The sequence below is a fragment of the Aliiroseovarius sp. Z3 genome (assembly GCF_029105185.1).
Lineage (GTDB): Bacteria > Pseudomonadota > Alphaproteobacteria > Rhodobacterales > Rhodobacteraceae > Aliiroseovarius.
In genome coordinates this window covers 83331-101801 of record NZ_JAFMZK010000005.1, presented here as the reverse complement: position 1 = coordinate 101801, position 18471 = coordinate 83331, and the positions used below count along the sequence as shown (strand labels likewise).

The 18471-nt window shown below is 58.1% G+C and carries 23 protein-coding genes; 14 read left to right on the top strand and 9 right to left on the bottom strand.

Annotation, left to right across the window (positions count from 1 at the left end):
• Positions 1–39: 39 nt before the first annotated feature.
• Together J3R80_RS10620 and J3R80_RS10615 are read right to left on the bottom strand one after the other, a co-directional pair.
• Entirely contained in the window at positions 40–1089 is a 1050-nt protein-coding gene (locus J3R80_RS10620; RefSeq protein ID WP_275393751.1) for a permease, read from the bottom strand.
• Complete coding sequence (locus J3R80_RS10615) at positions 1082–1423, bottom strand: metalloregulator ArsR/SmtB family transcription factor (RefSeq protein ID WP_275393750.1); 342 nt, start codon at positions 1421–1423, stop codon at positions 1082–1084. Before J3R80_RS10615 ends, J3R80_RS10620 begins: the two co-directional genes overlap by 8 nt.
• A 96-nt stretch (positions 1424–1519) precedes the next feature.
• On the opposite strand from J3R80_RS10615, the gene J3R80_RS10610 reads away from it, so the two are divergent.
• The gene (locus J3R80_RS10610) at positions 1520–2128 is read left to right on the top strand and encodes a uracil-DNA glycosylase family protein (protein ID WP_275393749.1); all 609 of its coding nucleotides are present in this window, start codon (positions 1520–1522) and stop codon (positions 2126–2128) included.
• Positions 2125–2913 carry an SseB family protein gene (locus J3R80_RS10605; protein ID WP_275393748.1) on the top strand — a complete coding sequence of 263 codons (789 nt, stop codon included), beginning with the start codon at positions 2125–2127 and terminating at the stop codon, positions 2911–2913. The genes J3R80_RS10610 and J3R80_RS10605 overlap by 4 nt, the downstream gene beginning before the upstream one ends.
• A gap of 45 nt (positions 2914–2958) precedes the next feature.
• Here J3R80_RS10605 and J3R80_RS10600 read toward each other — a convergent pair whose 3' ends face one another.
• Positions 2959–3210, bottom strand: a complete 252-nt coding sequence (locus J3R80_RS10600; protein WP_275393747.1) for an accessory factor UbiK family protein — start codon at positions 3208–3210, stop codon at positions 2959–2961.
• A gap of 92 nt (positions 3211–3302) precedes the next feature.
• On the opposite strand from J3R80_RS10600, the gene lgt reads away from it, so the two are divergent.
• The 3 genes from lgt to pgeF are packed head-to-tail and all read left to right on the top strand — an operon-like array spanning position 3303 to position 6051.
• A complete protein-coding gene (lgt, locus tag J3R80_RS10595) occupies positions 3303–4208 on the top strand; it encodes a prolipoprotein diacylglyceryl transferase (protein WP_275393746.1) in 906 nt (301 codons plus the stop codon).
• Positions 4205–5293, top strand: coding sequence for an SAM-dependent methyltransferase (locus J3R80_RS10590; RefSeq protein ID WP_275393745.1), 1089 nt, complete (start codon positions 4205–4207; stop codon positions 5291–5293). The genes lgt and J3R80_RS10590 overlap by 4 nt, the downstream gene beginning before the upstream one ends.
• Positions 5290–6051: a peptidoglycan editing factor PgeF gene (gene pgeF, locus J3R80_RS10585; protein WP_275393744.1), complete on the top strand. Its 762-nt coding sequence runs from the start codon at positions 5290–5292 to the stop codon at positions 6049–6051. The genes J3R80_RS10590 and pgeF overlap by 4 nt, the downstream gene beginning before the upstream one ends.
• 13 nt (positions 6052–6064) lie before the next feature.
• Here the strand turns inward: pgeF and J3R80_RS10580 are convergent, their stop codons facing one another.
• Positions 6065–6565, bottom strand: coding sequence for an Lrp/AsnC family transcriptional regulator (locus J3R80_RS10580; protein WP_275393743.1), 501 nt, complete (start codon positions 6563–6565; stop codon positions 6065–6067).
• A gap of 244 nt (positions 6566–6809) precedes the next feature.
• On the opposite strand from J3R80_RS10580, the gene trxB reads away from it, so the two are divergent.
• The 3 genes from trxB (at position 6810) to J3R80_RS10565 (ending at position 10491) form a co-directional block, all read left to right on the top strand.
• Positions 6810–7751 (top strand): thioredoxin-disulfide reductase, encoded by a 942-nt coding sequence (gene trxB / locus J3R80_RS10575; RefSeq protein ID WP_275393742.1) that lies wholly within the window; start codon positions 6810–6812, stop codon positions 7749–7751.
• 49 nt (positions 7752–7800) lie between these two features.
• Entirely contained in the window at positions 7801–8523 is a 723-nt protein-coding gene (locus tag J3R80_RS10570; RefSeq protein WP_275393741.1) for a hypothetical protein, read from the top strand.
• A 255-nt stretch (positions 8524–8778) separates the two neighbouring features.
• On the top strand, positions 8779–10491 hold the full coding sequence (locus J3R80_RS10565) for a bifunctional sulfate adenylyltransferase/adenylylsulfate kinase (protein ID WP_275393740.1): 1713 nt from the start codon (positions 8779–8781) through the stop codon (positions 10489–10491).
• Positions 10492–10563: 72 nt separating this feature from the next.
• Here J3R80_RS10565 and J3R80_RS10560 read toward each other — a convergent pair whose 3' ends face one another.
• On the bottom strand, positions 10564–10803 hold the full coding sequence (locus tag J3R80_RS10560; protein WP_275393739.1) for a DUF1150 family protein: 240 nt from the start codon (positions 10801–10803) through the stop codon (positions 10564–10566).
• A 4-nt stretch (positions 10804–10807) separates the two neighbouring features.
• On the bottom strand, positions 10808–11221 hold the full coding sequence (locus J3R80_RS10555) for an Hsp20 family protein (protein ID WP_275393738.1): 414 nt from the start codon (positions 11219–11221) through the stop codon (positions 10808–10810).
• A 167-nt stretch (positions 11222–11388) separates the two neighbouring features.
• On the opposite strand from J3R80_RS10555, the gene J3R80_RS10550 reads away from it, so the two are divergent.
• From J3R80_RS10550 to J3R80_RS10535, 4 genes are all read left to right on the top strand, one after another.
• Positions 11389–11607, top strand: a complete 219-nt coding sequence (locus tag J3R80_RS10550) for a DUF465 domain-containing protein (RefSeq protein ID WP_191285154.1) — start codon at positions 11389–11391, stop codon at positions 11605–11607.
• A gap of 54 nt (positions 11608–11661) precedes the next feature.
• The gene (gene purE / locus J3R80_RS10545; RefSeq protein ID WP_275393737.1) at positions 11662–12150 is read left to right on the top strand and encodes a 5-(carboxyamino)imidazole ribonucleotide mutase; all 489 of its coding nucleotides are present in this window, start codon (positions 11662–11664) and stop codon (positions 12148–12150) included.
• The gene (locus J3R80_RS10540; RefSeq protein WP_275393736.1) at positions 12143–13219 is read left to right on the top strand and encodes a 5-(carboxyamino)imidazole ribonucleotide synthase; all 1077 of its coding nucleotides are present in this window, start codon (positions 12143–12145) and stop codon (positions 13217–13219) included. The genes purE and J3R80_RS10540 overlap by 8 nt, the downstream gene beginning before the upstream one ends.
• 289 nt (positions 13220–13508) lie before the next feature.
• Positions 13509–14183 carry an outer membrane beta-barrel protein gene (locus tag J3R80_RS10535; RefSeq protein ID WP_275393734.1) on the top strand — a complete coding sequence of 225 codons (675 nt, stop codon included), beginning with the start codon at positions 13509–13511 and terminating at the stop codon, positions 14181–14183.
• A gap of 25 nt (positions 14184–14208) precedes the next feature.
• Here J3R80_RS10535 and J3R80_RS10530 read toward each other — a convergent pair whose 3' ends face one another.
• The 3 genes from J3R80_RS10530 to J3R80_RS10520 form a co-directional block, all read right to left on the bottom strand.
• Positions 14209–14694, bottom strand: coding sequence for a DUF2937 family protein (locus J3R80_RS10530; RefSeq protein WP_275393733.1), 486 nt, complete (start codon positions 14692–14694; stop codon positions 14209–14211).
• 140 nt (positions 14695–14834) lie between these two features.
• Positions 14835–16187, bottom strand: coding sequence for a proline--tRNA ligase (gene proS / locus J3R80_RS10525; protein ID WP_275393732.1), 1353 nt, complete (start codon positions 16185–16187; stop codon positions 14835–14837).
• 130 nt (positions 16188–16317) lie between these two features.
• Positions 16318–16506, bottom strand: coding sequence for a hypothetical protein (locus tag J3R80_RS10520; RefSeq protein ID WP_275393731.1), 189 nt, complete (start codon positions 16504–16506; stop codon positions 16318–16320).
• Between the two features lie 171 nt (positions 16507–16677).
• On the opposite strand from J3R80_RS10520, the gene J3R80_RS10515 reads away from it, so the two are divergent.
• Both J3R80_RS10515 and J3R80_RS10510 read left to right on the top strand, forming a co-directional pair.
• Positions 16678–17763: an AI-2E family transporter gene (locus tag J3R80_RS10515; RefSeq protein ID WP_275393730.1), complete on the top strand. Its 1086-nt coding sequence runs from the start codon at positions 16678–16680 to the stop codon at positions 17761–17763.
• Positions 17763–18446, top strand: coding sequence for a chromosomal replication initiator DnaA (locus J3R80_RS10510; protein ID WP_275393729.1), 684 nt, complete (start codon positions 17763–17765; stop codon positions 18444–18446). The genes J3R80_RS10515 and J3R80_RS10510 overlap by 1 nt, the downstream gene beginning before the upstream one ends.
• Positions 18447–18471: the final 25 nt, after the last annotated feature.

Below are 18471 nucleotides of genomic sequence, written 5' to 3'. Positions count from 1 at the left end.
ACAACAATGGCCGCGCGCAATATCTGTTTCATTGCGGCATCAGGCGGCCAACCCCCAGACCAGCCCGGCCACAACGGCTCCGATCATGGCCAGCCCAAGATAGGCGACAAACACGCGAGGCTTGACCAGCGCCCAAACCGCGACGGCAGCCGGGATACAGCTGACACCGCCAGCGATGACAAAGGACATAGCCGCACCGTTCGACATGCCCTGCTCTAGCAGTGCCGCCACCATTGGTACGGCCGCATAACCGTTCAGATAGGCGGGCGCCCCCACGATGGCCCCCAGCAAGATCGGACCGATTCCAGCCCCGCCCAACACTTGCGCAACCAGATCCGCCGGAACATAGCGCAGCATAAGCGCTTCAAGCATATAGGCGAGCAGCAACCACTTTGTCAGGAAAAGCGCGTTTTCGATGGCAGTGGATTGGAAGGTCGAACGGCGGGCGCTCTCGGTCCAGAACCGCCATTTGACCTCCCCGGAGTAGATATCTGCGCCGGACCCGGCACAGCAGCCCGAGGATGACCCGCAGGCCGGTGCGGGTGTGTTTTTCAACGGATCTGAAAACAATGCCGATTTGGCCATGGCTTTGACGGTGAACCCTCCAAACAAGCCGATCGACACCGCGGCGATGGTTTTCGTTACGGCAAAGCCGGTGCCCAACGTGCCCGCGGTGATGGCAAACATCGCCGGGTCCATCAGGGGCGAGGACAACCAGAACGCCATGACAGCACCTAAGGGGGCGCCGACGGCCAGCAAGGCCGCGATGAACGGGATCACCTCGCAGGAACAGAAAGGTGACAGGCCACCGGCAAATGCAGCCAACACGATCATGCGCGCCTCGCGGCCCTCAAAGGCACGGGCCAGCAGGTTTTCTGCCCCTGTCGCCTTCAGATAAGCCACCGCAAGGATCGCAAACAAAATGAACGGCGCAGTGTGCATAAGCGCGGTCAGCGCAAAGGTGATGGTTGGGCCGACTTCTTGGGGCGCGAACAGGGCCAAAACGGCCGGGATCAGCAGGATCGCCACCCATGCCTTGTCGATGTGCCAGCGTTTCGAAGGCGGTTGCGTTTGCGTCGTCTCAGCCATGATCGTGGCCCTTTCCGTCTGGACAATCCGCGCAGCATTCCGACAGAAGATAATTCGAAAGTGCCCGCATCACATCATATTCAGCAGCAGCGCAAATGATGCTACGACCTTGTTTTTCCTGCGTAACCAACCCGGCAGCCGCAAGGATTTTCATATGGTGGGTCAAGGTTGACCCCGTGACCCCGCAACGTTCCCCCAATGCGCCGATGGGCAGACCCTCTGGCCCAGCGCGCACCAACGTGCGCAAGACAGACAAGCGGTGTTCGGATCCGAGGGCGGCGAATTGTGAGGCCGCAATATCGACATGGAGGGGTTCAAGAGATTCGTGTTTCATATTTCTAGAAATATAGAAATAATTGCACTGGGCAAGCTTTATTTCGACAACTATCGAAATATTGCACCCCTGGCCGGACAGTCCTAGCCTACAGCCATGTCCCGTCTAACAGATGACATCAAAGCCTGCCGTTTGTGTGCCGACCGGTTTGCCGCCACACAGACCAACCACGCCCCCCGCCCAGTGGTTTGGTTCCGGAAAGGTGCGAAGGTGCGCATCATTGGGCAAGCGCCGGGACTGCGGGTGCACAAGTCTGGCCTGCCCTTCGACGATCCGTCGGGTGATCGGTTGCGCGACTGGATGGGGCTGGACCGCGACGCCTTTTATGATCAAACCCGTATCGCCATCACGCCGATGGGATTTTGCTTTCCGGGCTATGATGCGAAAGGGTCGGACCTGCCCCCGCCCCGAATATGCGCAGAAACATGGGCGGATCGCGTGGATAATGATCTTGCGGACACGCCCCTGACACTTCTGGTTGGGGGTTATGCGCAGGCGCGGCATCTTGGGCGTGGCAAGGGTGTGACCGAAACCGTCAGGGGCTGGCGCGATCATGCGCCGCGCCTGTTTCCCTTGCCTCATCCGTCCTGGCGCAATACGGGATGGTTGAAGAAAAACCCCTGGTTCGAAGCCGAATTGCTGCCGGTTCTCAGATCTCGACTGGCCGAGGTGCTTTCAAACTCAAGCGCAAAGGACGCGCCATGACCGAGACGACCCGCCTTGATGACGCCCACGCGGCGATGCAAGCCGATCTGGATGATGATGCGGCCCGGCTTCGGTTTTATGAGCGTTTGGCGGATGGCGAGCTGTTTCTGCTCCTGACCGAAGAACCGAACGGGGACGAGATTTCACCGGAACTGTTCGAGCTTGAGGGGGCGACCTTCGCCCTTGTGTTCGATCAAGAGGATCGACTGGCAGAATTTGTTGGCACGCCCGCCCCTTACGCCGCCCTTCCGGGCCGCTTGGTTGCCAACATGTTGGCCGGGCAAACCATCGGTCTGGGTGTCAATTTGGGGGTCGCGCCGTCCTCGATCCTGATCCCGTCCGAGGCTATTTCCTGGCTGGCCGACACACTGAAAACAGGGCCGGAACAGGTCGAGGCTCGCATCGCCGAAGTTCATGCGCCTTCCGTGCCCGAAGCCCTGATCTCGGCGCTTGGCATCAAACTGGCCAGCGCAGGTGGATTGGCCAGCCATGCCTGTCTGGCGGGTGTTACATATGCCGATGGGCGAAAAGGGCATCTGCTTGGTTTTGTGGACACGGCCCCCGGTGCCGAACACGCCTTGGCCGGGGCTGCAAACGAAGCACTGACATTTTCAGGGCTTGATGCAGGGGAAATGGATGTGGGGTTCTTTTCCCGCCAAGATCAGGCAGCAGGGAAACTTGCAGCGCTTGGCATCAGGTTTGATCTGCCAAAACCCGAACCGCAGGAACGGCTGGCACCGGTTGCGCCCGGCTCTGACCCCGACAAACCGCCCATTCTGAAATAGACAGCCTGTGTTGGCGTCCGACTGACGCTGGCGCTGAACGCTCGATCAGCTTTTCGCTTTTTTCTTCTCAAGCGCGTCCAGACGCAATTTGAGCGCCTCGTTCTCCTCGCGCGCTTTTTGCGCCATGGTCCGCACGGCATCAAATTCTTCGCGGGTCACGAAATCGCGATCTGCAAGCCAACGATCCATCCAGCTTTTCATCGCTGTTTCGGCCTCGTCCTTGGCACCTTGGGCCACGCCCATGGCGTTGGTCATCAACTGGGACATATCGTCCAGAATTTTATTGCGCGTCTGCATCGGCATCTCCTCGCTTGCTGACCTCTATATGGGGATTTCCGGGGACCGAGACAAGGTTGACTTGCCCCACCGGACAGGGTCAGGAATGCGCCATGTTCATGGCTATCCCCTTTCCCGCCATTTCGCCCGAGATCTTCTCGGTCGAAATCGGCACATTCACCTTCGCCTTGCGCTGGTATGCGCTTGGATATCTGGTCGGTATTGCACTTGGCTGGTGGATCATCGCGCGCGCAATTTCAAAGCCCGCTCTGTGGAGCGGTGACGTGCCGATGACGCGATTACAGCTGGAAAACCTTGCCACATGGGCGATTATCGGCATCGTTGTGGGCGGGCGACTGGGCTATGTGGCGTTCTATGACCCCGCGCATTTCCTTCATAACCCGCTGGACATCCCAAAGGTCTGGACCGGAGGCATGTCATTTCATGGTGGCTTTCTTGGGATCATCGCCGTTACGTGGTTGTTTGCGCGCAAGCATGGGATTGCCGTGGCCCAACTGGCAGACCTGATGGCCATTGCCGCCCCGATTGGCATCGGGCTGGTGCGGATTACGAATTTCATCAATGCCGAGCTTTGGGGTCGCCCGACCACCGCGTCCTGGGGTGTCATCTTTCCCGGCGAGGCGCAAACCTGCCCCGGATGGGATGCCGCCCTTGGCGCCTGCGCGCGCCACCCCAGCCAGCTTTACGAAGCGGCTCTGGAAGGGCTTGTGCTGGCGACCCTGCTTCTAACGCTGGCCTTCCGGCGTGGATGGCTGAAGCGACCGGGGATGCTGACCGGACTGTTCTTTCTGGGCTATGGGCTGTCGCGCTTCGTCGTCGAGTTTTTCCGACAGGCCGACATGCAGTTCATCGCGCCGGACAATCCGTGGGGTCACGTTATCCGACTTGGTGACTGGGGGCTGACCATGGGGCAAACACTGACGCTTCCAATGATTGTAATCGGGATCATCACCATGGTCTGGGCGGCCCGCCGGTCGTGGCCACCTGCGACCTCATGACCCCGCTTGCCAAGATACTGGGGCGGCGGATCGCCGTCACCGGCCCGATTTCGATCGCAGAGTTCATGGCTGAATGTCTGCTCCATCCCGATCACGGTTATTACACAACCCGCGATCCCTTTGGCGCGAGGGGCGACTTCACCACCGCCCCCGAGATCAGCCAGATGTTTGGCGAGCTTTTGGGGCTGGCCTTGGCACAGACCTGGCTGGATCAGGGCGCACCCGCCCCTTTCACACTTGCAGAGCTTGGACCGGGACGCGGCACCCTGATGGCAGATATCCTGCGCGCCACCAAGAATGTGCCGGGTTTCCACGCCGCCGCTCGGGTGCATCTGATCGAAGCCTCTCCGGTGCTGAAAACCGCGCAGGCAAAGGCGCTTGCGCCTCATGCCATCGTGCACCACGAAAGCGTCGATACGTTGCCCGAAGCTCCGCTGTTTCTTTTGGCCAATGAATTTTTCGACGCCCTGCCCATTCGCCAGTTCCAAAAAGATGGCACCGGTTGGCGCGAACGTCAGGTTGGTTTTGAGCACGACAATCTGGCAATAGGTCTGACGGCCTCCCTACCCGTTCGCGATCTGGAGCACCGGTTGGGCGACACGCGTGACGGCGATGTGGTCGAGCTGTGCCCGCCTGCCCCCGCCATTATGGCACAGATCGCAACGCGCATTGCAACACACGGCGGTGCGGCTCTGATCATCGACTATGGCGACTGGCGGTCGGTAGGGGATACCTTGCAGGCCATATCAGCACATGAACATGTCGACCCGCTGACCACCCCCGGCAAGGCAGACCTGACTGCCCATGTGGACTTCGAAACCTTGGTCCGCGCCGCGGCCCCGCTTTCCCCACATCTTCTGACCCCTCAGGGCATCTTTCTGGAACGGCTCGGCATCACCCAGCGGGCACAAACATTGGCCGCACGCCTTACTGGAAGCGCGTTGGACGTGCATATCAATGCACACCGACGCTTGACGCACCCGGATGAAATGGGGACGCTCTTCAAAGTGCTGGGTCTGACTCGCGCAGATGCGCCCAACCTGCCCGGCCTTGCCCGAACACCCAACCAAACTGACCCGGCATGACCCTTGAAATCATAACTGCAAACGCATTGGCGCCTTTGAAACACGGGTTTTTCACCCGCCGGGGCGGCGCATCGTCTGGCGTTTACGCGGGCCTGAATTGCGGCATGGGAAGTCAGGATCAGTCCGAGCTGGTTTCGATCAATCGCGACCGCGTCGCAGACGCGATGGGCGTTGAACGCGACAGGCTGTGTGGCGTGCATCAGGTGCATTCCGCAAACGTGGTGACGCTGGATGGTCCCATCAACGGTGCCAAACCAGAAGCGGATGCGCTTGTTACGGCCACGCCCGGCCTTGCCCTGACGATCCTGACCGCAGACTGCCAGCCTGTTCTGTTTGCGGATGCCAAAGCTGGTGTAATCGGCGCGGCCCATGCCGGTTGGAAGGGTGCACTTGGCGGCGTGCTTGAGGCAACGATCACCGCGATGACCGCACTTGGGGCAACCCGCAGCGGCATCACCGCTATCATCGGACCCACGATCAGCCAACGTGCCTATGAAGTTGGACCCGAGTTTTTTGACAATTTCATGGACCACAACCCCGACTATGGTCGCTTCTTTGCAGGTGGCGAGGGGGATCGCGCGATGTTCGACCTGCCGGGGTTTGGTCTGCACCTGTTGCGCGAGGCGGGGGTGGAGCGCGCCGAATGGGTGGGTCACTGCACCTATTCTGACCCCGACCGTTTCTATTCCTATCGGCGCAGCTGCCACAAGAAGGAACCGGATTACGGTCGCCTGATTTCAGCCATTCGTCTTCCGTAGCGCCGCGCGCCGTTCAGGGTGCCGAGCCAAGCCGCGCTTCAAGCACATCGAACGGAACGCCCGGTTCGTCTTTCGCACCGCGAATAACCAACGAGGTTTTAACCGACGCCACGTTTTCGGCAGCGGTCAATTCTTCGGTCAGGAAAGTCTGGAAGGTGGATAGGTCGGGGGCCACGCATTTCAGGACGAAATCAACTTCGCCATTCAACATGTGGCACTCGCGAACCAGCGACCATCCCCGGCATTGGTTTTCAAACGCCGACAGATCGGACTCGGCCTGGCTCACAAGACCGACCATTGCAAACACCTGCACTTCGAACCCAAGCGCACGCGCATCAACATCGGCGTGATACCCCCGGATCAACCCTTGTTCTTCCAACGTTCTGACTCGCCGCAAACAGGGGGGCGCAGAAATTCCCACGCGCTTGGCCAGCTCAACATTTGTCATGCGGCCATCTGCCTGAAGCTCGGCGAGAATCATGCGATCAATTGGATCAAGTTTGCTTGCGGTCATTGATGAACCTTTTTGGGTGGGCCCAGTGATCCCGGCAGAACCAGAGATTTCGTTGGAAATTGTGCAGAGATTACCGGTTAGAGTTCAATTGCGCAACAATCTTTCGCTGCTGCGCAACATAATTTCTGTCATTGCCATTGGTGACGTAGCACATTGCCGCGCCTTTGGAAGTGGACACGGGCTTTCCACCAGCCCCGCGCCGCCTTATATGCGTTGGAAACCCAGAATGCTCAAGGAATCCCGCATGTCAGAAACCCGCAAAACAAAAGTCCTGATCATCGGCTCTGGCCCGGCCGGATATACCGCCGCCGTCTATGCGTCCCGCGCCATGTTGGAACCGATCCTTGTGCAGGGCATGGAGCCCGGCGGCCAGCTGACCACCACCACCGAGGTCGAGAACTGGCCCGGCGAGACCGAGATTCAAGGCCCCGACCTGATGGTCAAGATGGAAGCCCACGCCAAAGCGGTCGGGACCGAGGTGATCAGCGACCTGATCACCGATCTGGACCTGTCCGAACGACCCTTCACCGCGACCGGCGACAGCGGCACGACCTATAAGGCTGATGCCGTCATCCTTGCGACCGGCGCCCGCGCCAAGTGGCTGGGTCTGGACAGCGAGGAAAAGTTCAAGGGCTTCGGCGTATCCGCCTGTGCCACCTGCGACGGGTTTTTCTATCGCGGGCAAGAAATAATCGTGATCGGCGGCGGCAACACGGCGGTTGAAGAAGCGCTGTTCCTGACCAACTTCGCCTCGAAAGTGACGCTGGTGCACCGTCGTGACGAATTGCGCGCCGAAAAGATCCTGATCGACCGGCTGATGAAGAATGAAAAGATCGAACCTTTGTGGGATCACGTGCTGGAAGAGGTCGTGGGCGACGAAGACCCGCTGGGCGTCACCGGCGTCCGCGTCAAGCATGTCAAAACCGGCGAGATTACGGAAATCCCCGCCAAGGGCGTCTTTATCGCCATCGGCCACGCGCCAGCGAACGAGCTGGTCAAGGACACGCTGGAAACCCATATGGGTGGCTATGTGGTAACACAGCCGGACTCGACCGCCACCTCGATCCCGGGTGTCTTCGCCGCAGGCGATCTGACCGATCACAAGTATCGTCAGGCCGTGACCTCTGCCGGCATGGGCTGCATGGCCGCGCTTGAGGCCGAGCACTTCCTGGCCGAACAGGAATAACTCGCACCTGTGCCGATCACTTGGCACAGGTTGTTTACAGGAGGCTTGGATGCCCATTGACCCACTGTTGCCATCGGGCGATCTTGACCGGTACTCTGTTGAGGCTGGCACCGACAAATCATCTCGCGGGCACGACTATATGCGCCTCTACGAGTTCGTGTTCGCGCCGTACAGAACAGCCGATTTCTGCTTCATGGAGCTCGGAGTCGGCTTGCCGCGCATCAAGGCAGCATCTTTGCGCACCTGGCGCCAATATTTTACCAATGCTCGAATTATCGGCGTCGACAACAACCCAAAAACACAGCAGTTTTCTGGCGATGATTTCGAGGTCGAGATCGGCAACGCCGCAAAACCCCTTTTCCTGAACCAATTGGTCCAGAAACATCAACCCGCAATCATTCTGGATGACGCCAGTCACAAGTGGTCGCATCAGATCACCGCGTTCCGCACATTATTCCCATTGCTGCCGCCAAACGGCATCTATGTGATCGAGGATATTTTCACGTCGTTCCCAATGCCCGAAAAATACGAGGTCTATGCGGACCATCCGGAATCGACGTGGAATTTCGTCTCGCGCCTGCAGGCCGCGCTGGCAGGCGCACAAACCGATTGGCCGCCCATCAGCGCAGAAGAGAGCGAAATCGTAGCATGGATAGATGCGATCCTGCTGACCCGCAAAACCGTTATATTCATCAAACGCGCTGAACCACATCCGTCTGAGGTCGAGCGGGCGGCCGAGTTACGGGCGCGGCAAGGTGAGCAAAGCGGCTAGACGGCGAAAGACTCGCGCGCTGCACATATAAATCGTGCCCGCGGTCACCAAAGGGCCGCGATCAAGGTTTTCCGTCCAACGCATTCACCGGGAAATGAGTCTGCATTGCTGCTGTATGCAAGGCAAATTCGCCGCATTTCGCGCCTAAACCACGAAATAACCGCACCTGTGCTTGAAACGGCCCCCGGTTCGGGTCTAAACGCCCGGTAACTCGGACGCGGTCCACAATGCACAAACTCGGTAAAGGTCACTTGCATGGAATTGTCGAACCTCGCTCCCATTCCGGAGCTTTATGTCTCGTATGAAAGCGCGCAAAAGCTGAAAGTCGAAGCCACCGACCTGATCAGCCACGACCTGACCCAACGCCAGATCTGCGATCTGGAACTGTTGATGAACGGTGGATTCAACCCGCTGAAAGGCTTCCTGACGGAAGACGACTATAACGGGGTGGTCGAAAACATGCGTCTGGCGGACGGAACGCTGTGGCCGATGCCAATCACGCTGGACGTGTCGGAAGATTTCGCCAACTCGATCGAACTGGGGCAGGATATCGCCCTGCGTGATCAGGAAGGCGTCATCCTGGCCACCATGACCGTGACGGATCGGTGGGAGCCGAACAAGGCCCTGGAGGCCGAGAAAGTCTTCGGCGCCGATGACGACGCCCACCCGGCAGTCAACTATCTGCACAATGTGGCTGGCAAGATCTATCTGGGTGGACCGATTGTCGGCATCCAGCAGCCGATCCACTATGATTTCCGCGGTCGTCGCGACACACCGAACGAATTGCGCGCCTATTTCCGCAAGTTGGGCTGGCGCCGCATCGTCGCGTTCCAAACCCGCAACCCGCTGCACCGCGCGCACCAGGAACTGACCTTCCGCGCCGCAAAAGAAGCGCAGGCCAACCTGCTGATCCACCCGGTCGTGGGCATGACCAAACCGGGCGATATCGACCACTTCACCCGCGTGCGGTGCTACGAGGCTGTGTTGGACCAATACCCCGCCGCCACCACGACGATGAGCCTTCTGAACCTCGCCATGCGCATGGCCGGCCCGCGCGAAGCTGTTTGGCACGGTCTGATCCGCAAGAACCACGGCTGCACCCACTTCATCGTCGGTCGTGACCACGCCGGCCCCGGCAAGAACTCGGCTGGTGAAGATTTCTATGGCCCCTATGACGCACAGGACCTGTTCCGCGAGTACGAGGACGAAATCGGCGTCGAAATGGTGGATTTCAAGCACATGGTCTATGTGCAGGACCGCGCACAATACGAACCGGCGGACGAGATTCTGGACAAGGACGACGTGACGATCCTGAACATCTCGGGCACCGAGCTGCGCCGCCGCCTGTCGGAAGGGCTGGAAATCCCGGAATGGTTTAGCTTCCCGGCTGTTGTGGAAGAGCTGCGCAAGACCAAACCGCCACGCGCCGAACAGGGGTTCACCGTGTTCTTCACTGGCTTCTCGGGCTCGGGCAAATCCACCATCGCCAATGCCCTCATGGTCAAGCTGATGGAGATGGGCGGACGTCCCGTGACGCTGCTGGATGGTGACATCGTGCGGAAAAACCTGTCGAGCGAGCTTGGCTTCTCGAAAGAACACCGCGACCTGAACATTCGCCGCATCGGCTATGTCGCGTCCGAAATCACCAAGAACGGCGGGATCGCCATCTGCGCACCGATTGCGCCCTATGCCACCACCCGCCGCGCCGTGCGTGAAGAGATCGAGCAATTCGGCGCCTTTGTCGAAGTGCATGTCGCCACCTCGATCGAGGAATGTGAACGCCGTGACCGCAAGGGGCTTTATAAACTGGCACGCGAAGGCAAGATCAAGGAATTCACCGGCATCTCAGACCCCTATGATGTGCCGCAGAACCCCGAACTTTCGGTCGAAACTGAAAATGTAGACGTGGACAACTGCGCCCATCAGGTTCTGCTGAAGCTGGAAAGCATGGGGCTGATCCGGGGCTAAGCCAAACGGCAAAATGCAAAAAACCCAGAGCATGTCCCTGGGTTTTTCATTGGTTGGGTTGTCCGGCACTTGTCAGTGGATCGAGACCGGCGAAAAATCATTCTGGCGGGCCAGCGCATAGGCCAGATCCCGATCTACGACCAAGGCCAGTTGCTCTCCGTCCTCGCGATGCACAGCGTAGAGCGTTTCCGCCCCGTCGGCCTGCTCGCGCGCCTCGTCCTGAATCGAATCCGGCAGGTCATCAATCGCAACGGCCTTTACATAGACGATGTTGCCAATCTCGGACTGGCCAAAAGGCAGTTTATGGTTCATCAGCTCACCCCTTCTTTATCTGGATCGTCTGCACAAGGCGCTCCGGCTCGGCGCGTTCAAGGTCGATATGCAGCAACCCGTGCTCTGTATGCGCCCCTTTGACATCCACGCCATCGGCCAAAACGAAACTTTTCATAAACTGTCGCCCGGCGATGCCACGATGCAGGAAGACGCGTTCCTGACCATCGTCATTTTGCGCGCCACGGATCACCAGTTTCGCGTTTTCGACCGTGATTGACAGGTCGTCATCCGCAAAACCCGCCACCGCAAGCGTAATGCGGTAGGCGCGGTCACTGACCTGTTCGATATTGAAAGGGGGATAGCCATCCTTGCCCGACTTCGCGGCTTGTTCGACCATACGCTCAAGCTGTTCAAAGCCCAGCAGAAAGGGATGAGTTCCCAGGTTCATCTTTGTCATCGACACGTCCTTGATTAAGCGACACGTTTGCAGGCCCCGCAGAGGCGACCTTGTCAAAAATATGGGGTGTCGGACAAACGGTTGCAAGGGGCGCTTTTCCTTGGCCTTGCAGTAGAGTTGGCGCTAAACTGTTGCCGCACACGCCCCAGAAAAGACGATCCGAATAAATGAGCAATGCCAAAGAGATGAAGACCGAAGAGGTGCTTCGCGTGGAGCTGGAGGTCTTTCGCGCCGAGCATCGAGATCTGGATGACGCCATTCACGCCCTTGAAGAACGTGGCATGGCCGATCAGTTGCAGCTGAGACGGCTGAAAAAGCAGAAACTGGCCCTGAAGGACAAAATCTCGCGGATCGAGGACAAACTGACGCCGGACATCATTGCCTGATTGCATCGCGCGCGCCTCGCCTTATAAAGCGGGCTTCCAAGACACGAGGTCACCATGACAGATGTGAAAGTCGGGATCATTATGGGCAGCCAGTCGGACTGGCCCACGATGAAGGAAGCCGCCAGCATTCTGGACGAGCTGGGTATATCGTATGAGACAAAGATTGTCTCGGCACATCGCACCCCGGATCGGCTTTGGGAGTATGGCAAGACGGCAGCAGATCGCGGCCTTCACGTGATCATCGCCGGGGCCGGAGGCGCGGCGCACCTGCCCGGCATGATGGCGTCGAAAACCCGCATCCCTGTTGTTGGTGTTCCGGTTCAAACCCGTGCCTTGTCAGGTGTGGACAGCCTTTATTCCATCGTGCAAATGCCCAAGGGCTTTCCGGTGGCGACGATGGCTATTGGTGCGGCGGGGGCGGCAAATGCTGGCCTGATGGCGGCTGGTATCCTTGCGGTATCCGACCCGGCGCTGGCCACGCGTCTGGATGCGTGGCGTGTTGCCCTGTCATCCTCGATCCCCGATGAGCCGACCGATGACTGATCCCCTTCCCTCCGGCGCCACGATTGGCATTCTGGGCGGTGGCCAACTGGGTCGCATGCTTTCAGTCGCTGCCTCTCGGCTTGGCTTTAAGACGCATATATTTGAACCCGGCACCAATCCACCCGCCGGACATGTCGCTGACCGTGTAACAACGGCCAGCTACGACGACACTGCGGCCCTCAAGGCCTTCGCCGCATCGGTCGACGTCATCACATACGAGTTCGAGAATATTCCGACCGCCGCATTGGATGTACTGGAAGCACACCGCACCATACGCCCCGGCCGCGAATCGCTGCGTGTCAGTCAGGACCGGTTGACCGAAAAGGACTTCTTGTCCGGGCTGGGATTGCGCGTCGCGCCGTATCAAAAGGTCGACACGGTTAACGACCTGAAAAAGGCGGTTGCACTGGTCGGCACACCGTCAATCCTGAAGACCCGCCGCTTTGGATATGATGGAAAAGGTCAATCCCGCATCATGACCGTGGATCAGGCAGACCAAGCCTTTTCCGACATGCAGGGCGCGCCTTCGGTGCTGGAGGGTTTTGTCACGTTCACCCATGAGGTCAGCGTCATAGCAGCCCGGAACGCTGATGGCGATATTGCCTGCTATGACCCGGGCGAAAACGTGCATAAGGATGGCATCCTCTCTACCACAACGGTGCCTGCGCATCTCACAAGTGCTCAGCGAACGGATGCGGTTTTGTTGGCCGCTAAAATCCTGAATGCATTAGACTACGTGGGTGTTATGGGAGTGGAGCTTTTCGTGACTTCCCAAGGACTTATCGTCAACGAGATTGCACCTCGCGTTCACAACTCAGGCCACTGGACTCAGCAGGGCTGCACCGTCGATCAGTTTGAACAACACATTCGTGCGGTTGTTGGTTGGCCCTTGGGGGACGGGACCCGCTATGCGGATGTGGTGATGGAGAACCTGATCGGTAATGACATGGAACGGGTGCCCGAATTTGCCCGTGAACCCGATGTGTCGCTGCATCTTTATGGCAAGGCAGAGGTCAAAACAGGCCGGAAAATGGGGCATGTGAACCGAGTAGTGGCAGGGCCGAAATAGGACATCTGCAACATGGCACCCGAAAAACGCTGACCTTTGGCGCCCCTGCCATTATCGGCAAAGTGCAGACAACTGTGGATGTGCAATATGACAGCAGTTCCCGTGAAAGGTGAGCCGCCCATTTGCAAATCCAGCATTGTCAGGTTGTTACACTAGATATGTCACAGAAATATGTTTCATACCCCAAGTTTTGTGGCTAAAGAACAGTTGTCCTTGTATTTTCTGTTGGTGAATTAACATGTTTCGCTGTTCTAACCTTTCCAAAACTTTCGCCTGTCTTTCGTTGGCAATGGCGGCCCACACGGCCAACGCCGGAAACCTATCCGACCCGGTCATCGAAACCCCGATTCAGAACATCGCATCGTATGATCGTCCGTTCTGGGAAGGTGCTTATGTTGGCGGGACGTTGGGTTATGACTTCAGCGGTGGCGATCGCATCGGCGTCACGCAAGGGTCTGGCAACAGATTTAATCTTGGAAAGTACGAGAACAGTGGTTGGGCGGGCAGTCTGCGCGCAGGCTATCGCTGGCAGCTGGATCGCTGGGTGTTCGGCCCCGAACTGGCCATCGAAGGTGGGAAAGTAGAAGATACTTTCACCTCAAATGGTTATAGCGGGACAACGTCGATGAATCACGCGCTGTCGGTTCGCCTGAAGGCTGGCTATGTCTGGCCGGTGCTGAACTCCATCGTCTATGGCACGGTGGGTCTGTCACGCGCCGAGTTTGACTATAGTGTTATGGGAACGGGCTCTTCCGGACCGGTTGCCATCAACGAAACCTACGCCACCAATGGATACATTCTGGGTGTTGGGATCGAACAACCGCTGACCAAGCGCCTGTCAATCACGGGCGAGTATGAGTACGTGAACTATGGAACAGACACGCTGTCTGATGGGTTGGGCAACAGCACGTTGGCGACCCCTTTGTTCCACAGTGTTAAAGTCGGTCTGAACCTGAGGTTTTGACCGGCGGTGGCTTGCCTCGTCGGTGCTAGGCAGTGCGCCTAAATGGCCGCAAGAACGCGCCAAGGATCAGCGAAACCAACAGCCATCCCCCGACAAAACCGATCCCTGCACAAAGCAGACCATCAGCGGTGACAGGGATCGCGGGGCGAAAATCTTCCCATGTGCGCTTCGCCAGATCCGTGTCGCGGAAATGCCAGACCTTTGCCAATCGCGCCATCGGTTCGGTGCCCTTCAACGCTGTGTAGGCGGAGTCCAGACGCTCGTAACGCGCGATGTTTCGTTTCATCTGGTCTCGTAGATTGTCCTGAAAGCTGGTTCCGCCCATTTTCTCCAGAGCCTCATCGCGGGTGTATCCTGCCGCCTTAGCAGTTAGCTCAAACCCGGTCGTCACAACCTGCAACTCGGTCCGTGCGCCCGCGAGACGTTGCATGTACTGCTGCGTAAATTCGGGAAACTGGCTCATCGCCACGGCGCCTGCGAAGCCGCCTATCATTGCCAACGTCCGGATCATTTGGATCACCTGCTCTTCTGTTTGTTGAAAACAGCCTTCCAAAGCCGAGGGATCAGGTCAAGGGGCTCGGCCCCAGTGCCCTCAAAATCAAAAACGGCGCACCAGTCCGGCACGCCGTTTCGATAGAGTGTCAGACCAGATCAAAGCCCATGCACGCGGTGCGGCTCGAATATCTTGATCACCTTCGCGACGGCCGCATCAGGCGTCAGTTCTTCGCTTTCGCCCGTGCGGCGGCAGGTCAGTTCAACAACCCCGTTTTTCAGACCACGTGGCCCGACAGTGATGCGCCACGGCAATCCGATCAGGTCCATCGTGGCAAACTTTCCGCCCGCACGTTCATTGCGGTCGTCGTAAAGCGGTTCCAATCCGGCATTGGTCAGTTGTTGATAAAGTGCCTCGCATGCCGCATCGGCTTCATCGTCGCCTTGCTTCAGGTTGACAATCCCACAGTGGAACGGCGTCACCCCCTCGGGCCAGATGATGCCCTTATCGTCATGGCTGGCTTCGATAATCGCGCCCAACAAGCGGCTGACCCCAATGCCATGCGACCCCATGTGAACCGGAACCTGGTTTTGATCCTTGTCGACCACGGTCGCGCCCAGTTTGTCGGAATAGGTCGTGCCGAAATAGAAGATCTGACCCACTTCGATGCCCCGCGCCACGCGGCGGCGTTCCTCGGGCACCTTTTCGAAAGCGGCAGCGTCATGGGTTTCATCCGTGCGGGCATAGCGCGAGGTAAATTCGTCCATAACCCCCTGACATTGTGCGACATCGTCATAATCAATGTCGCGGTCGCCAAAGGTCAGATCGGTGACTTCGCTGTCATAGAACACTTCGCTTTCGCCAGTGTCAGCCAGCACCAGGAATTCATGGGTATAGTCGCCGCCGATCGGACCGCTGTCGGCCCGCATCGGGATGGCTTGCAGGCCCATCCGTTCATAGGTGCGCAGATAGCTGACCAAATGGCGGTTGTAGGCGTGCAGCGCGTCTTCTTTCGTCAGATCGAAGTTATAGCCATCTTTCATATAAAATTCGCGACCCCGCATCACACCGAAACGCGGGCGGATCTCATCGCGGAACTTCCACTGAATCTGATACATGGTCAGCGGGAGGTCTTTGTAGGAATTCACATGCGCGCGGAAGATGTCGGTGATCATTTCTTCGGCAGTGGGTGAAAACAGCATGTCGCGGCCGTGACGGTCCTGCATCCGCAGCATTTCTTCACCATAGCCGTCATACCGCCCGCTTTCGCGCCAAAGATCAGCCGATTGGATGGTTGGCATCAGCATCGGAATGTGCCCGGCGCGTATCTGTTCCTCGTGCACGATGTTCTCGATCTTACGCAGGACTTTGAAGCCCAGCGGCAGCCAGGAATAAATACCGGCGGACTGCTGTTTGATCATACCGGCACGCAGCATATAGCGGTGGGAAACGATCTGCGCCTCGGAAGGGGTTTCCTTCAAAACGGGCAGAAAATAGCGGGACAGGCGCATGTGGACCTCTGTTCAATCACGAAAACGTCCCATGCGGTCTATGACATCAACGCGGATGGGGCAATCACACAATGGTTCGCAGACTGGTTTTCGCGTCCGGTCGCGCTGCTTCACATAGCCTGAAGGTCCGCTAGATCGTCCCGCCGACGCTGATTGTTAGCTTGGTTTCCTGATCCGGGGAAACATTACCACCGCTATACTTGAGGCCAGCCTTGGTTTCGCCCGAAATACTGATCCCAGGCTCGCGCGGCTCGTAATCATGGCCCGTGCAGGCCGAGAGAATGAAACAAGCCAAACTGATTGCGACAGCAACACGCATTGTAAACCTCATTGATATGACGGCCAGCGCCGGTCCACCCAATAATTCACCCAATATCGCACAGGGGCAAGGGCATACTTTCCCGCCTGCCGGTTGCGCCCTGTCACGTCCCGCACTTGAATTGCCATCCAAGCTGGGCGACATAGGGAACAGCATCTTTAAGGAGCCGAGATGGCGTTACCCGTTCAAACTCAGGTAAAATTCTGGTCAATCACCGTCGCGATATTGGCATTCGCCCTTTGGTATCTGGGCGATGTGATCATGCCTTTCGTGTTGGGGGGTGCCATCGCCTATTTTCTTGACCCGGTTGCAGATCGATTGGAAGCGACCGGCCTGTCTCGGGTCGCGGCCACCGCAATCATCTCGATCTTTGCCGTCTTTTGCTTCGTCATCGCATTTCTGATGGTGGTGCCAACGCTGGTCTCACAATCCATTGCGCTGGCAGACATGGCGCCCACATTGCTAAAGCGACTCGAAGGTTTTCTGACCGAGAACATTCCGTCGCTGATGGACGAGGATTCGACCCTGCGCCAATCCTTGGGCAGTCTCGGCCAAGCCATCAAGGAACGGGGCGGAGAGCTGGTGGGCACCGTTGTAAGCTCGGCCATGGGTGTGATTAACATTGTCATATTGTTGATCGTGACGCCGGTTGTCGCATTTTACATGTTGCTGGATTGGGACCGGATGGTCGCCAAGATCGACAGCTTGTTGCCGCTTGATCACCGCCCGGCGATCCGCCAGATCGCGGCCGATATCAACCGCACGCTGGCCAGCTTCATTCGCGGTCAAGGCACTGTATGTCTGGTCCTTGGAACATATTATGCCGTTGCTTTGATGGCAGTTGGATTGCAATTCGGGTTGGTCGTGGGCTTCATCGCAGGGCTGATCACGTTTATTCCCTATGTCGGCGCCATCGTCGGCGGCACCTTGGCCATCGGACTTGGGCTGTTCCAGTTTTGGGGGGATTGGTGGCACCTTGGGGCCGTTGCGGCGGTCTTTGTTTTCGGTCAGTTTTTCGAGGGCAATATCCTGACCCCAAAACTGGTCGGCAGCTCGGTCGGGCTGCATCCGGTCTGGCTTTTGCTGGCCCTGTCTGTGTTCGGTTCTTTGTTTGGCTTTGTGGGTATGCTCGTGGCCGTTCCTGTGGCCGCGTCTTTAGGCGTCGTCGCCCGGTTCTTCGTCGGGAAATACCAAGAAGGGCGTTTGTACAAAGGGCTATCCACGCATGAGGTGCTTGACGAAAGCGACGCTGAGTAATGGCCAGGCAGCTGACATTTGACCTGCCCGCTCGTGCGGCGCAGGGGCTGGATGATTTTCTTGTCACGCCCTCCAACGCTACCGCAATGTCCGTGGTCGAGGCGTGGCAGGATTGGCCGAACCGCAAACTGGTCCTGGTTGGCGCCGAGGGCACCGGAAAAACACACCTGACCCATGTTTGGGCTGGCACGGCGGATGCCCAGATTATCAATGCAACCGATCTGATAGACACAGACATACCAGCACTGGCAGGTCAGTCGGTCGCGGTTGAAGATGCCGATCGGATCGCAGGGGACGCGACCGCAGAAACAGCTCTTTTCCACCTGCACAATTTGGTGCTCGCCGAAGGCGGGTCGCTGCTGATTACCGGGATCGCCGCACCATCCCGTTGGGGGATCGGACTGCCCGACCTCAAAAGCAGACTGGAGGGCACAACACTTGCCACGCTCGACGCGCCCGACGACATGTTGTTGTCTGCCGTGCTGGTCAAATTGTTTGACGACCGTCAAATCGCTGTTCCAGCCAATCTGATCGACTATCTTCTGGCGCGCATGGACCGTTCATTGGCGGCAGCAGCGGCGTTGGTCGAACAGCTTGATCAGGCCGCCTTATCCGAGGGTCGCCCCCTGACCCGCAATCTCGCCGCCCGTTTTCTGCATCGTGAAACGGGATCAGAGACATAACGTCATCTTCCCGTCACATCTATGC

Coding starts and splice junctions, on each gene's coding strand:
- J3R80_RS10570 (WP_275393741.1), top strand. CDS start 7,801: ATGCCCATTGACCCACTGTTGCCATCGGGCGATCTTGACCGGTACTCT.
- proS (WP_275393732.1), bottom strand. CDS start 16,187: ATGCGCCTGTCCCGCTATTTTCTGCCCGTTTTGAAGGAAACCCCTTCC.
- J3R80_RS10540 (WP_275393736.1), top strand. CDS start 12,143: ATGACTGATCCCCTTCCCTCCGGCGCCACGATTGGCATTCTGGGCGGT.
- trxB (WP_275393742.1), top strand. CDS start 6,810: ATGTCAGAAACCCGCAAAACAAAAGTCCTGATCATCGGCTCTGGCCCG.
- J3R80_RS10515 (WP_275393730.1), top strand. CDS start 16,678: ATGGCGTTACCCGTTCAAACTCAGGTAAAATTCTGGTCAATCACCGTC.
- pgeF (WP_275393744.1), top strand. CDS start 5,290: ATGACCCTTGAAATCATAACTGCAAACGCATTGGCGCCTTTGAAACAC.
- J3R80_RS10510 (WP_275393729.1), top strand. CDS start 17,763: ATGGCCAGGCAGCTGACATTTGACCTGCCCGCTCGTGCGGCGCAGGGG.
- J3R80_RS10605 (WP_275393748.1), top strand. CDS start 2,125: ATGACCGAGACGACCCGCCTTGATGACGCCCACGCGGCGATGCAAGCC.
- J3R80_RS10560 (WP_275393739.1), bottom strand. CDS start 10,803: ATGAACCATAAACTGCCTTTTGGCCAGTCCGAGATTGGCAACATCGTC.
- J3R80_RS10565 (WP_275393740.1), top strand. CDS start 8,779: ATGGAATTGTCGAACCTCGCTCCCATTCCGGAGCTTTATGTCTCGTAT.
- J3R80_RS10610 (WP_275393749.1), top strand. CDS start 1,520: ATGTCCCGTCTAACAGATGACATCAAAGCCTGCCGTTTGTGTGCCGAC.
- J3R80_RS10615 (WP_275393750.1), bottom strand. CDS start 1,423: ATGAAACACGAATCTCTTGAACCCCTCCATGTCGATATTGCGGCCTCA.
- J3R80_RS10550 (WP_191285154.1), top strand. CDS start 11,389: ATGAGCAATGCCAAAGAGATGAAGACCGAAGAGGTGCTTCGCGTGGAG.
- J3R80_RS10555 (WP_275393738.1), bottom strand. CDS start 11,221: ATGACAAAGATGAACCTGGGAACTCATCCCTTTCTGCTGGGCTTTGAA.
- J3R80_RS10620 (WP_275393751.1), bottom strand. CDS start 1,089: ATGGCTGAGACGACGCAAACGCAACCGCCTTCGAAACGCTGGCACATC.
- J3R80_RS10600 (WP_275393747.1), bottom strand. CDS start 3,210: ATGCAGACGCGCAATAAAATTCTGGACGATATGTCCCAGTTGATGACC.
- J3R80_RS10520 (WP_275393731.1), bottom strand. CDS start 16,506: ATGCGTGTTGCTGTCGCAATCAGTTTGGCTTGTTTCATTCTCTCGGCC.
- J3R80_RS10590 (WP_275393745.1), top strand. CDS start 4,205: ATGACCCCGCTTGCCAAGATACTGGGGCGGCGGATCGCCGTCACCGGC.
- J3R80_RS10530 (WP_275393733.1), bottom strand. CDS start 14,694: ATGATCCGGACGTTGGCAATGATAGGCGGCTTCGCAGGCGCCGTGGCG.
- lgt (WP_275393746.1), top strand. CDS start 3,303: ATGTTCATGGCTATCCCCTTTCCCGCCATTTCGCCCGAGATCTTCTCG.
- purE (WP_275393737.1), top strand. CDS start 11,662: ATGACAGATGTGAAAGTCGGGATCATTATGGGCAGCCAGTCGGACTGG.
- J3R80_RS10580 (WP_275393743.1), bottom strand. CDS start 6,565: ATGACCGCAAGCAAACTTGATCCAATTGATCGCATGATTCTCGCCGAG.
- J3R80_RS10535 (WP_275393734.1), top strand. CDS start 13,509: ATGGCGGCCCACACGGCCAACGCCGGAAACCTATCCGACCCGGTCATC.